At 67.6% G+C, this 13,091-nt stretch carries 9 protein-coding genes; 2 read left to right on the forward strand and 7 right to left on the reverse strand.

Annotated elements, in window-relative coordinates:
* Positions 1-36: 36 nt before the first annotated feature.
* Both B2W22_RS02520 and B2W22_RS02525 read left to right on the forward strand, forming a co-directional pair.
* The gene (locus tag B2W22_RS02520) at positions 37-1,743 is read left to right on the forward strand and encodes a collagen-like triple helix repeat-containing protein (protein WP_286936080.1); all 1,707 of its coding nucleotides are present in this window, start codon (positions 37-39) and stop codon (positions 1,741-1,743) included.
* A gap of 27 nt (positions 1,744-1,770) precedes the next feature.
* Complete coding sequence (locus B2W22_RS02525) at positions 1,771-2,316, forward strand: MarR family winged helix-turn-helix transcriptional regulator (RefSeq protein WP_175126142.1); 546 nt, start codon at positions 1,771-1,773, stop codon at positions 2,314-2,316.
* A 94-nt stretch (positions 2,317-2,410) separates the two neighbouring features.
* Here the strand turns inward: B2W22_RS02525 and B2W22_RS02530 are convergent, their stop codons facing one another.
* From B2W22_RS02530 to B2W22_RS02560, 7 genes are all read right to left on the reverse strand, one after another.
* Complete coding sequence (locus tag B2W22_RS02530; RefSeq protein ID WP_175126143.1) at positions 2,411-4,102, reverse strand: ABC transporter ATP-binding protein; 1,692 nt, start codon at positions 4,100-4,102, stop codon at positions 2,411-2,413.
* The gene (locus tag B2W22_RS02535) at positions 4,099-5,610 is read right to left on the reverse strand and encodes an ABC transporter permease (protein WP_175126144.1); all 1,512 of its coding nucleotides are present in this window, start codon (positions 5,608-5,610) and stop codon (positions 4,099-4,101) included. The genes B2W22_RS02530 and B2W22_RS02535 overlap by 4 nt, the downstream gene beginning before the upstream one ends.
* Before the next feature lie 5 nt (positions 5,611-5,615).
* Positions 5,616-6,593 carry an ABC transporter permease gene (locus B2W22_RS02540; RefSeq protein ID WP_056563262.1) on the reverse strand — a complete coding sequence of 326 codons (978 nt, stop codon included), beginning with the start codon at positions 6,591-6,593 and terminating at the stop codon, positions 5,616-5,618.
* On the reverse strand, positions 6,590-8,827 hold the full coding sequence (locus B2W22_RS02545; RefSeq protein ID WP_239213187.1) for an ABC transporter substrate-binding protein: 2,238 nt from the start codon (positions 8,825-8,827) through the stop codon (positions 6,590-6,592). The genes B2W22_RS02540 and B2W22_RS02545 overlap by 4 nt, the downstream gene beginning before the upstream one ends.
* A 179-nt stretch (positions 8,828-9,006) precedes the next feature.
* Complete coding sequence (locus B2W22_RS02550) at positions 9,007-9,687, reverse strand: thermonuclease family protein (protein ID WP_286936081.1); 681 nt, start codon at positions 9,685-9,687, stop codon at positions 9,007-9,009.
* Positions 9,688-9,776: 89 nt separating this feature from the next.
* On the reverse strand, positions 9,777-10,787 hold the full coding sequence (locus B2W22_RS02555; protein WP_175126147.1) for a magnesium and cobalt transport protein CorA: 1,011 nt from the start codon (positions 10,785-10,787) through the stop codon (positions 9,777-9,779).
* An 84-nt stretch (positions 10,788-10,871) separates the two neighbouring features.
* Entirely contained in the window at positions 10,872-13,001 is a 2,130-nt protein-coding gene (locus B2W22_RS02560) for an ATP-dependent helicase (RefSeq protein ID WP_286936082.1), read from the reverse strand.
* Positions 13,002-13,091: the final 90 nt, after the last annotated feature.

The raw sequence follows: 13,091 nt of genomic DNA on the forward strand, positions 1-13,091 counted from the left end.
TTCAGGACCCGATTCTTCCAGCCAAAGGAGTTCGTCATGCAGATCCATTCCGAAAAGCGCCGCCTCCATCGCGTCCTCTCCGCCACCGTCCTGGCCACCGCGCTTGTAGGCGCACTGAGCGCCTGCGGAGGAAACGGCGGCAGCGGGAAGAAAACCGCAGGTCTCCCAGGAACCGATATCCCGACCAACCCCGGCGGAGGCGGCCTGGATCCCGGCGTGAACCCCGGCGGTGGAACGAACCCCGGGGGAGGCACCAACCCGGGCGGCGGTACGAACCCCGGCGGGGGCACCAACCCCGGTGGTGGCACCAACCCGGGAGGCGGCACCAATCCCGGCGGTGGCGGCACCGATCCCGGCACCAACCCGCCCCGCGTCATCGGCGTGCTGGAAACGACGCTGGGCAACACCGGCGGCGCAGTCGACAACGCCCTGCCTCTGAACCTGGACTCGACCCTTGGCGGCGTGGGCAAGGCGCTGGACCCCACCATCAAGCCGGTCGCGGACACCGTGGTCGGGCTGACGCAGCAGGTGGGCGCCACGACCGGCCTGGGCCAGCCCCTGGACGGCATCGTCAGACAGGTGGGAGGCGCGGTCAGCGACCTCGGCACGGACGTCAAGGGCGCGGGCCTGCCCGGCGGCTTGTCGGTTGGCGTGGGCGGGCTGGTGGATGGTTTGGGCAAGACAGTGGCCAGCAGCGGCGGCCTGCTGCATGCGGACGCGAACAATCCCAATCCCCTGACGACGGTGCTGGGCAATGCCACCGGCGCGGTGGGCGCGCTGACCGGCCCGCTGGCTGGCCAGGGCGGTCTGCTGCAACCGATTACCCAGGTCGTGGCTGGCGTGACGGGCGGAGTGCTCAACGGCCCGACCACGCCGCTGCTCGAGCCCGCGCTGGGCAATGTCGGCAAGACCGTCGACAACGTGCTGCCGCTGGGCCTGCAGACGACACTGGCAGGCGTGGGCGGCGCGCTCGACCCCAGCGCCAGCCCGTTGGCTGCCAACGTCGTGGGCCTGACTCAGCAAGTGGGGGAAACGACGAAGCTGGGCGCACCGGTCGCCAACCTGTTGACCAGCCTGGGCGGCACGGTCACGAATCTGGGCGGCTCGTTGCCAGGTGCTGCACCCGGCTTGAACGGCGTGCTGCAAGGACTGGGCGGGGCCGTCGCCAGTGCAGGCGGATTGGTCCATGCCACGCCGGGCAACGCGAATCCGCTGGGCTCGACGCTGGCCAACGCCACGGGCGCGGTTGCGTCGCTGACGGGAGGCCTGGGCGGTGTGACCGGCGACGCCAATGGCGCGGGCGGCTTGCTGGCGCCCGTGACGGGACTGCTGGGCGGTGTGACGGGCGCCCTGAATGGCGCGGCGGGCGGCGCGGCTGGCGGCGGGCTGCTGGGTGGGGTGACCGGCGGACTGACCGGTGGCGCCGGCGCCACCGCCGGTGCGGGCGCCTCGGCTGGTGCAGGCGCCTCGGCCGGCACGAACGGCGGCGGCCTGCTGGGCGGGCTGCTGGGTGGCGTGAACGTCGCGGCGGGTGCGGGCGCTGGCGCGGGCGCAGGTGTCACCACCGGCGCGCCGGCCAGCTCGGGAGGATCGGGCGGAACGACGGGTGGCGCAGCCAACGGCGGCCTGCTCGGCGGTCTGCTGGTGGGGGTGACGGGCGCCACGACAGGTGGCACGACGGGCGGTGCGCCCAACGGCGGCTTGCTCGGCGGGTTGCTCGGCGGCTTGGCCGGCAAGAAGTAATCCCCCTAATCGCCAGGAAACCACATCATGCTGCAACAACAGACCTACCATCACCACGAGCCCATGACCGGCATGGTCGAGCCATCAAAGAGCAGCCGGCGGTCCGGGATGCTGGACGAGATCGGCCTGCTGCTCGGCCGGCAGTTTGCCGCCTACAACACCGCCTGCCAATCGGCCTTGGCCGAGAAGCTGGGCACGACGGTGGCGGACCTGAAGGCCCTGGAGCTGGTCATGGCGTTCGATGCCCTGCCCACGGGGCATCTGGCGCGGTTGATGGGCATCAGTTCGGGTGGCGCCACCGCGCTCATCAACCGGCTGGAAGCGGCCGGCTATGTGGAACGCGGCCGCCACCCGCTTGACCGCCGGATCATCGTGATCCGGCCGGTCGAGGCGCAGTGCCGGGTGCTCGCGCAGGAGCGGCAGTGGATCGCCGAAACCATCGCGATGACGTCCTGCAACTACGACACCGCGGACCTGGAGGCCGTGCACGGGTTCCTGACGCGTTGCGGCCGCGGCGTGAAGCGAGACACGCTGGACTGGCTGGAGGCGGGCAGCGCGCATCAGCCTGGGTAGGCGGCGGCAGGGCCTAAACCCTGCTGCCGCTTCAACCGGATCCGGCCACATCGGCCGGATCCGGCTTCAACCCATTCACGCGGCATTAGACGGATCAATCCGCGTCAGGCGGCCCGAAATGCAGACGCGGCACCGCGGCCAGCAGCCGGCGCGTGACCTCCTGGCGCGGCGCCAGCAACACCGATTCCGCCTGACCCAGCTCGACGATGCGGCCCTTGTCCATGACCGCGATGCGGTCCGCCAGATACTCGACCACGCCGAAGTTGTGGGTGATGAAGAGATACGCGATGCCCAGATCGGCCTGCAATTCGCGCAGCAGATCCAGAATCTGCGCCTGCACCGATACATCCAGCGCCGACGTGGGCTCGTCGCAGATTAGCACCTTGGGTTCGACCGCCAGTGCGCGCGCAATGGCGATGCGCTGGCGCTGTCCGCCCGAGAATTCATGCGGATAGCGCGTCAGCGTGTTGGCGGGCAACCCGACGCGCTCGATGAGCTGCGCGGCGTGCTTTTCGCGGTCCTGCCGGCTCATGCCGCGCTTGAGCGACGCCAGCCCCTCGTCCAGGATCTCGCCGATACGCATGCGCGGATCCAGCGATGCATACGGGTCCTGAAACACGATCTGAATGTCCTGCCGCAGCCGCTGCAACTGGCGGCGGTCGGCGGTCAGCAGGTCCTGGCCTTGCAGCATCGCGCGGCCCGAGATGCGCGCGCCGTCGATCAGCCGCAGCAAGGCCTTGCCGGTGGTGGTCTTGCCGCAGCCGGATTCGCCCAGCAGCGCCAGCGTTTCCCCCGCGCGCAGCGTGAACGTCACGCCGTCCACGGCCTTGACCCACGACACGATGCGGCGCAGCGGCCCCTTGCGTACCGGGTAATGGACTTTCAGATCCTGCACATCCAGCACCACGCCTGCCGTGCGATCCGGCCCGGCCTGCTGGCGCTGCTGCGCGGCCACGGCGCGGCCCTGTTCGGTCAGCGGCACGCCACGCTTATCGAAGGTGGGGATGGCTTCGAAGAGCTGCTTGGCATACGGATGGCGCGGCGCGCGGAAGAATTCCTCGGCGCTGGCGCTTTCGACGATCTCGCCGCTGCGCATCAACGCGACGTGATGCGCCACGTTCTTGACCACGGCCAGGTCGTGCGTGATCAGCAGGACGGCCATGCCCATTTCCTGCTGGATGCTGGCCAAAAGGTCCAGCACCTGCGCCTGCACCGTCACGTCCAGCGCGGTGGTCGGCTCGTCGGCGATCAGCAGCACGGGCTCGGCCGCCAGCGCGATGGCGATCATGACGCGCTGCTTCTGGCCACCGGAAAACTGGAACGGATAGTCGTCGATGCGGCGGTCGGGATCGGGAATGCCGACCCGGCGCAGCCAGTCGATGGCCCGCGCGCGCGCTGCGGCTCCGCGCAGCGGCGTGTGCGCGGTCAGCGTCTCGATGATCTGGTCGCCCACCCGCATGACCGGGTTCAGGCTGGTGGACGGTTCCTGGAAGATGATGCCGATGCGTCCGCCGCGCACGCCGCGCATGGCGCTTTCCGGCAGGCGGTTCAGGTCTTCGCCGTCCAGGTCGATCTGCCCGCCCACGATGCGTCCGGCGTCCGGCAGCAACCGCAGCAGCGCAAGCGCCGTCATGCTCTTGCCGCAGCCCGATTCGCCCACCAGCGCGAAGGTCTCGCGCTGGGAGATGGCCAGCTGCAGGCGCTTGACCGCATGCGTCATGCCGCTTTCGCCCGCGACGTCGACGTCCAGGCCGTTTACGGTCAGCAAGGGAGTGTCGTAGCTCATGGCGCCTCTCCGGTCTTGGAGGCGCGGCCGTCTGCGGCCAGCATGGCTTCCGGACGGCGGCCAAGAAAGCCCAGGCGCGCCAGGCGGCTGGGCTTGTAGCGCCGCGTGCGCGGATCGAAGGCGTCGCGCACCGCGTCCGCGAACAGATTGGCGGCCAGCACCAGCGCCAGCATGAAGAGGAAAGCGGTCATGAGGTTCCACCAGATCATGGGATCGCGCGACATTTCCAGCCGCGCGCCGTCGATCATCGAGCCGAACGAATTCATGCTGGGATCCACGCCGATGCCCAGGTAGGACAGCACGGCCTCGTAAAGCACCAGACCCGAGAATTCCAGCACCACGGTGATCAGCACCAGGTGCGCCACGTTGGGCAGCAGGTGGCGCGTCATGATGCGCCAGTGCGAGACGCCAAAGGCGCGCGCGGCCTGCACGTATTCCAGTTCGCGCAGCTTGAGCGTTTCGGCGCGCAGCAAGCGGCACAGCCCCGCCCAGCCGGTCAGCCCCAGGATCATGCACAACAGGAACAGCCGCAGGTCGGCGCGTGCCGCCGAGGTGTCGAACAGGTCGGAATGGTTGTCGATGTACACCTGCATCATCAGCGCGCACGCGGCCACCAGCAGCACGCCGGGAATCGAGGTGATGGTGGTGTACAGGTACTGGATGGCGTCGTCGACCTTGCCCTTGAAGTACCCGGCCGCGATCCCAAAAATGATCGCCGGCGGCAGCATCGCCAGCGTGGTGAGGCTGCCGATGACGAGCGCGGTGCGGATGCTTTTCAGCGCCTGCCACAGCACGTCGTTGCCGATGCGGTCGGTGCCCAGCGCGTGATAGCCGGTAGACAGCCCCGCCAGCGCCCCCACCGTCAGGCACAACAGGGCGAAGGTGATCGTCATGGCGCGCCAGGGAATGTCGGCGCGGCCGGCCAGCAATTCCTCGGCGGCATGGGACGCCGATCCGGTGGCGCGCGTCAGGCAGGCAAACAGCAGGACCGCGCCGGCCAACGCAACGGCCAGCCCCGCGGCCAGTCCCCACCCCAGCCGCATCGCGATATCGCCGCCGCGCTCTTTCTCGGGATCGGTCAGGTGCAGCGCAGCCCCGCGCAGCCGTGGAAAATCGCGCACCGGCTTATCGTCGACCAGCATGGTCTCTTTGGTGAACTGATGCGCGGCCAGCGGCTCGGAATAGGTTTTTTCGGGGCGCGTGAGCACGGTGCCGGCCAACAGGCCGTCCAGCGCGGACCGCACCGCGGGCGCATAGACCGGCGGGGCGTCGGCGGCGGCGCCCGGTGCGGGCGGCAGCAGCGGACGGTAGTGAACGGAATCCAGCAGGCCGACCACCGAAAAGGCAACCAGGATGACGGCCGAACACATGGCGGGCGTGTCGCGCGCGACACGCGCCCAGGTGGCGCGCAGGTTGGGACTGCGGCGCACGTGCCAGACGTAGGCCAGCGCGCCTGCCACCATCAGCCACAGCGCGATATCGGTCCAGAGAAAGACGAACTTGGGCATGGCGGCTACTCGAAACGCACGCGGGGATCGGCCAGCGTGTAGGAAATGTCGGCCAGGATCAGCCCCACGATGTAAAGCGCGGCACCCAGGAACACCATCGCGCGCACGATGGAGAAGTCCTGGGCATTGATGGCGTCGATGGTGTAGCTGCCCAGCCCCGGAATGCCGAAGAACGATTCGGCGATCAGGCTGCCCATGAAGAGCAGCGGCAGCGCGGCGACCGTGCTGGTCAGGATGGGCAGCATGGCGTTGCGCAGCACGTGGCGGAACAGCACGACGCGTTCGGCCAGGCCCTTTGAGCGCGCGGTACGCACGTAATCCTTGCCGATCTCTTCAAGAAACAGGGTGCGGTAGAAGCGCGCTTCGGGTCCCAGCCGCGACACGATCGCCACCAGCACCGGCAGCGCCAGGAACTTGATCACGTCCAGTCCGCCCGAATAGCCCGAGAACGGCACTAGCCGCAGCAGCTTCGCGAACAGCCACTGCCCCGCGATGATGTAGAACAGGCTTGATATCGACAGCAGCATCACGCACAGCACGACGCCCCAGAAATCCAGCCGCGTGGCCCGGAAATACACCAGCGTCAGCGAGAACACGATGCTGGCGAACAACCCCAGAAAGAACGTGGGCACCGCCAGCGCCAGGCTGGGCCCCATGCGCGTCTTGATCTCGCGGCCGATGTCGCGGCCGCCATCCGACGCGCCAAAATCCATCACCAGCAGCGGCACCGAACGCCGGTAGAACACCGTGTCCGTGAGTTGCGCCGTGCCCTGGGCCTCGGCATTGAAAAACAGCGGCTTGTCGTAGCCGCGTTCGGCCTTCCATTTCTCGACCGCGTCCTGGCTGACGCGCTGGCCGCCGATGGCCAGCCGCGCCATGTCGTCGGGCGTGTTCACCGCGAAGAACAGGATGAAGGTAAAGAGATTGACGCCGATCAGAATCAGCACGCCGTACAACAGCCGGCGGATGACATAGCCGATCATGATTGATGCTCCTTGCGTTCGGGCGGCACAAACGCCGTCTGGCGTTCACGCCGCTTGAGCGCCACATACGAAGGCCAGATCGCCAGCGCCAGCAGCAGGATGAAGACGCCGACGGGCCACCAGATGGGCGAATTCCATTCGTCGATCTTCTGCTGCCGCAGTGCCGGGTCGATCTTCATGTACTGCAGCGTGTTGCGCACCATCTGCGTGGGCTTGGCGTTGCCGACCCACTGCTGATAGGCCCCGCCCGACATCGGGAAGTAGCCGAACATCCATGGCGCATCGCGCTGGACGACGGCGATCATCTCGGCGATCAGCGCGGCCTTCTCAGGGCCGTCATCCAGGAATTTCATCTGCTCGAACAGCTTGTCGAACTCGGGGCTGGCATAGTTGGCCGCGTTTTCACCGCCGCCCTTGGCCTTGGCATTGGGGCCATACAGCAGGAAGAGGAAGTTCTCGGCGTCGGGGTAATCGGCATTCCAGCCCCACAGGAAGATCTGCGCGGCGCCTCGCAGCATCTTGTCCTGGAAGCGGTTGTAGTCGGTGGCGCGCACGTCGAGCTGCACGCCGATCTTGGCCAGCTGGCGCCGCATCCAGTCGGACTGCGGGTTGGAGCCGCCGCCGGACATGGAATCGAAGTACAGCACCAGCGGCGCGCCCGTCTGCGCGTTGCGGCCGTCCGGGTAGCCGGCCTCGGCCAGCAGCCGCTTGGCCACATCGATGGATTTGCGCACGGGCTTGCCGTCCACCAGGTCATACACGACGGGATTGATGCCTTCGGGCGGATCGCGGTAGCCCAGCACGCCAGGCGGCACCGGGCCATAGGCCACCGACGCCTGGCTGTTCTCGAACACCGCCACGTACTCTTCCCAGTCGAAGGCGATACTGATGGCCTGGCGCAGCTTGCGGTTGCGTTCCTGCTGCTCGGGCGTGTCGCCCTTGCCCACCACTGGATCCAGCCAGTTGAAACCCATGTACCAGTTGGCGGTCTCGACCGTGGTCGGCAGCTTGATGCCGTGTTCCTGATACTTGCGCGCCTTGTCCTGGCTGTCGCCGGCCGCCACCAGCATGGCCACGCCGTATTCGCCGCGCTCGATCTGCGGCACGTCGTAATAGCCCTGCATGAACTTGCCGGTCAGAGGAATGGCTTCCTTTTCGACGCTGAACTCGGCGCGGTCGATGAAGGGCGTAGGCTTGCCGCAGTCGGCCAGAAGACCCGCGGCCTTGTCGCCGGGTTCGCCTTCGCAGGGATAGGGTTCGCCGTGGTAATTGGGATTGCGGCCCAGCACGTGGCGGCGGTTCTGCAGCGATTCGACCAGCATGTACGGGCCGGTGCCCACCGGCCAGGTGTTCAGCGACAGGTCGTGGGCGGCCATGCCGGGCTGGTTGTAGAACCGGTCCGCTTCCCACGGGATGGGCGCGGTGAAGGTCATGGCCAGCCAGTACTTGAACTGCGGATACTTGCCGTCGACGCGGATCCGCAGCGTGTGGGCATCCAGCGCCTCGACGCCCTTGAAGCCGTCGTCCTCGCGCAGGTCCAGCCAGGGCGACGCGCCCGCGCCGCCGGGCACGTCGCGCCGCAGGTCCTGGTCGCGCTTGCGCAGCCGGTCTCCGTAATCCTTTAGCCCCTGCACATGCTCGGCCATCAGCGAATAGATGGGCGACACCACGCGCGGACTGGCCAGGCGCCGGAACGCATAGACGTAGTCGTCTGCGGTGAGCTCGCGGGTGCCCGTCAGCGGGAAGTCGGGAATGTAGAACTTGTCGTCGAGTTCGCCGGGCGCCAGCGGAAAGTAGGCGTAGCTGCCGTCCGGCTTGCGGGCGAAGGCCGGATGCGGCGCGAAGCGGATGCCCGGCCGGATCTTGATGTCGTAGATGCTTTGCGCGATCTGGTCGCCCGGCGCGTCCGCGGGCAGCGTGTTGCCGTCCTTGTCCAGGTACACCGGCGGATCGATCGACGCGGCCGCGCGCGGGATCAGCTCGTAGGGCCGCTTCAGGTAGTGATACCCGTAGAGCGGCTCATAGATGTTGTAGGTATACGGCGTTTCGTCGCCGGAATAGGAGCTGGCCGGGTCCAGGTACTTCGGAGAGCGTTTGACGAACGCGGAATACAGCGTGTTCTGGCTTTCGGCGCCGGATGGATAGGGGCTGTTGATGGGGCTTTCTTGCGAGCAGCCCGCCAACGCCAGCGACAGCAGCATGGCCGACGCCCAGAGCCGCTTCAGTACACCCATGGAAACCTTCCCTTCGTTTCGTAGCGACAGAGGATAGCAAAAGGGGGGCCGGGGAAATACCCCGGCATGCCCTTAGAGGCGCTACGGGCGGATCGGGCCGGCGCGCGTTGGGGTGCCGGCTGGGCGGCTGGATGAAGGTGAGAAGCCCGGATGACGGCGAAGCACCCCGATGGCGGCGCTCAGCCGCACTGGCGCTGGCGCCAGCAGTCATAGCGCCATTTCCAGGGCTGCACGGGGTCCGGCCTCGCCCACAGCCCGCGCCCCGCCGCCTTGGCCTGGCGCTGAAGATCCAGCATGGCCTTGTCGCGCAGGTAATCGCCCTTGCGGGCCGTGTAGGCCCAGGCGTAGCCAGCCTCGACCTGCACGCGGTTGGCAGAGCGCCCGTCGTCCAATATCAGCGCGCAGACATCGCGGCCATATTGATCCTGCTCGTAGCACTGCGCGGTGAGCATCTTGCCGGCCACCAGTCCAGCCAGATGCTTGCGCGCCGCCTCGGCGTCAGGCTGGCCGGGCTGATCCGTGCCATGGCCCTCTTCCGGCGCGTCGATGCTGTCCATCCGGATGCGCCGCTGCCCGTCGGGCGCCCGTAGCGTCACGGTATCGCCGTCCGCCACATTCACGATCGTGCCCGTCAGCGTGTAGCTTCCTTGCGGCACACCGCCCGCAGGCGCCGTGGCCGACGGTTTACCGCCCGCCGGCGCTGTCCCCGAGGGCTTGCCGGTTGCCGTCGGCCCCGGGCGCTGCGGCGCGGAATCCTGCGGGGAAAGCCAGTTCACGATGGCGCCCGCCGCCGCCAGAACCAGGGCGACGACAAGGGCGGTCAGCTTGCTGCCGCCGCGAAAGGGGGATTTGCCACGCACCGGCGGAACTCCAGAGGGAAAACGACAGCGAGTTTGCCACAAGGGAGCTCGCCGCAGACGCCTGATCGATGTCGTCTGACACCCCGGGATTACAACCAGCCCGACTTCCGGAACCGCCAATACAGCACGGAACACACGGACGCGATGACGCCCAGCGTGACCGGATAGCCCCATGGGGATTTCAGTTCCGGCATGAACTCGAAGTTCATGCCATAAATGCCGGCGATCGCGGTGGGCACGGCCAGGATGGCGGCCCAGGACGCAAGTTTGCGGGTGGTGTCGTTCTGCGCCGCCTGCCCGATCATCAGGCTGGCTTCAAAGGCGAACGCCAGCGATTCGCGCAGCGAATTGAAAAGCTCATCCACGCGCAGCACGCGATCCGCCACTTCGCCGAAGTAAGGCCGCGCATGCTCGTCCACGGCGGACATTTCGACGCGCGCCAGCCGGCGGCAGATCTCGGCCAGCGGCGACACCACGGTATGGATGCGCAAGAGATCCCGCCGCTGCCGGTACAGCCTGCGGATGTCCGAGTCCTTTGCGCCTCGGATCAGCAGCTTCTGTTCGGCGCCTTCGACGACGCTTTCGATCTTGACGGCCGCCGCCACGTAGCGATCCACCAGCCAGTCCAGCAGCTCGGACGCCACGTAGTCGCTGCCGCGCTTGAGCAGGTCGGGCGAGGCTTCCAGGCGCTCGCGCAGCGGGCTGTGCCCGGCGGTGGCGCCGCGCCGCACGGTGACCAGGAAGCCGTCGCCGATGAGGAACTGCGTCTCGCCGAAGATGGGCCGCTCGGCTTCGACTTCGACCGTCACGGCGACGATGAGAATCATGTTGCCGTAGTCGATGATCTTGGGACGCCGGTGGGCTTCCAGCATCTCTTCCTGGTTCTTGTCGCACGCGCCAAGCTCGCGCGACACCTTGGCAAGCGTCTCCGGACTGGGGTTGCGCAACCCGATCCACAGCATGCTCTGGCCCTGACGCTGGGCAACGTACTGGCCGGCCTCTTCGATGGGGACCTCGCGGTCCCGCCGTCCGTTCACGTAGGCGATCGATGCCACGACCTCGCCCTTGGGCGCGTCGGCGGCTTGCTCTTCAGTAGACATAGACATCCTCGGACAAATCGATCCCTGCGGTGCAGCGTGTGATTATCGGCCGATGATAGCCCAGCCTCCGGGCGGGCCGACGCCTCAGAACAGGTTGCGCACCCGCTTGGCCACGTCGATGCGCGGCGCCTGCGGCTCGCGCGGCTCGGCCCGTCCGGGCGGCAGATCGGGCAGCTTGGGCAGGTGGTCAAAGAGCGGAAGCATGGCGTTGGTGATGAACCGCGTGCGCGAGCCGTACACGTGGCGATCGCCCATCCCCGTCTGCTGATGCACATAGAAGCGCTGCGGCACGACAAGCTGCAGCCGCTCCTTGGCCCGCGTCATGGCCACATACAGCAGCCGGCGCTCTTCCTCGATCTCTTCGGCCGTGCCCGTGCTCATGTCGGACGGGATGCAGCCGTCCACCACGTTCAGCACGTAGACCGCCTTCCACTCCTGGCCTTTCGCGGAATGGATTGTGGACAGGATCATGTAATCCTCGTCGCGCAGCGGCGCGCCGGATTCGTCGCTGGTGGCGTCGGGCGGGTCCAGCGTCAGTTCTGTCAGGAAGCGCTCGCGTGTCGGATAGCCCGACGCAATGCGCACAAGCTGGTCGAGATCTGTCTTGCGCACGCGCGCATCGTCGTACAGGCGCTCGAGCTGGCCGCTATACCAGCGCAGCGCCAGGTCCACGTCGGCCGGCCACTTCAGCGTGGGGTCGCACAGCGCGGCGTACGTGTCGGCGAAGGCGCCCCACTCTTCCTGCACCGCCGCGCCCGGCTTGAACTCGCGCAGCGTGCGCAGCGGCTCGGCGGACGCGGACATCGCGTCCATCAGCTTGCCCGCCGTGGCGGGGCCGATGCCCGGCATCAGCTGCGCGACGCGGAATCCCGCCATGCGGCCGCGCGGGTTCTCGGCCCAGCGCAGGATCGACAGCAGGTCCTTGACGTGCGCCGCTTCCAGAAAGCGCAACCCGCCGAACTTGACGAAGGGGATGTTGCGGCGGGTCAGCTCCAGTTCCAGCGCGGCGCTGTGGCTGGCGGTGCGAAACAGCGCCGCCTGCGACTTGAGCGTTGCGCCGCCCTCGCGCTGCGCCAGCACCTGGTCGGCCACCCAACGCGCCTGCCCGGCTTCGTCGCTGACCGTGACCAGCTCGGGCAATTGCGACGACTTGCGGTCGGTCCACAGGTCCTTCGCATAACGTTCGGTCGCCTGCGCAATCACGGCGTTGGAGGCGGTCAGGATGGGTTGCGACGACCGGTAGTTGCGGTCCAGCGTGATGACGCGCGCGGGCGCGGGAAACAGGTTGGGAAAATCCAGGATGTTGCGCACCGTGGCCGCGCGGAACGAGTAGATGGATTGCGCATCGTCGCCCACCACCGTGAGGCCGCGGCCGTCTGGCTTCATGGCCAGCAGGATGGCCGACTGCAGCCGGTTGGTGTCCTGGTATTCGTCCACCAGCACATGATCGAAGCGCGCGCCGACATCCGCTGCAATCTCCGCGTCCGACATCATTTCGGACCAGTACAGCAGCAGGTCGTCGTAGTCCAGCACCTGCTGGTCCTGCTTGGCCGCGACGTACGCGCGGAACAGATTCTTGAGCTCGTCCTCCCATTGCGCGCACCACGGAAACGACGTCTTGAGCACGTCGCCCACGGGCGTCTGGCTGTTCACCACGCGCGAGTAGATCGCCAGGCACGTGCCCTTGAGCGGGAAGCGGGATTTGGTGGAGGACAGGCCCAGCTCGTGCCGCACCATGCCCATCAGGTCCTCGGCGTCGCCGCGATCATGGATGGTGAAGGCTTCGGACAGGCCGATGCGCAGCGCGCAATCGCGCAACAGACGCGCGCCGATCGCATGGAAGGTGCCCGCCCACGGCAGCGACGGCGCCTGTTGCGACGAACGCAGGTTCATCACCCGCTGCAGCACCGACCCCACGCGCCGCTCCATTTCCAATGCCGCGCGGCGCGAAAACGTGAGCAGCAGCATGCGCTGCGGGTCCGCCCCGTTCAGAATCAGATGCGCCACGCGGTGCGCGAGCGTATTGGTCTTGCCGGACCCCGCGCCCGCAATCACCAGCAGCGGGCCGTCGTTGCCGGGCGCGCCGGCCACACCGAATTCGGCGGCCTCGCGCTGCGCGGGATTCAGGTCGGCCAGCGGATCGGGCCGCTCGGCCGGACGGGCGGCGGTCTGGGGGTTGTCGGGCGTGCTGGGAGTCTGATCTTGGTCTGGCATGTCGCGGAGCCGCAGCGCTGCGGCCGCAAAAAAGGAAGGAGCCAAGGCTGGCTCCGGGTGAACACTGTATATTTATACAGAATTTTTTGA

The organism is Achromobacter sp. UBA4530, from assembly GCF_002388205.1.
Lineage (GTDB): Bacteria > Pseudomonadota > Gammaproteobacteria > Burkholderiales > Burkholderiaceae_B > Achromobacter > Achromobacter animicus.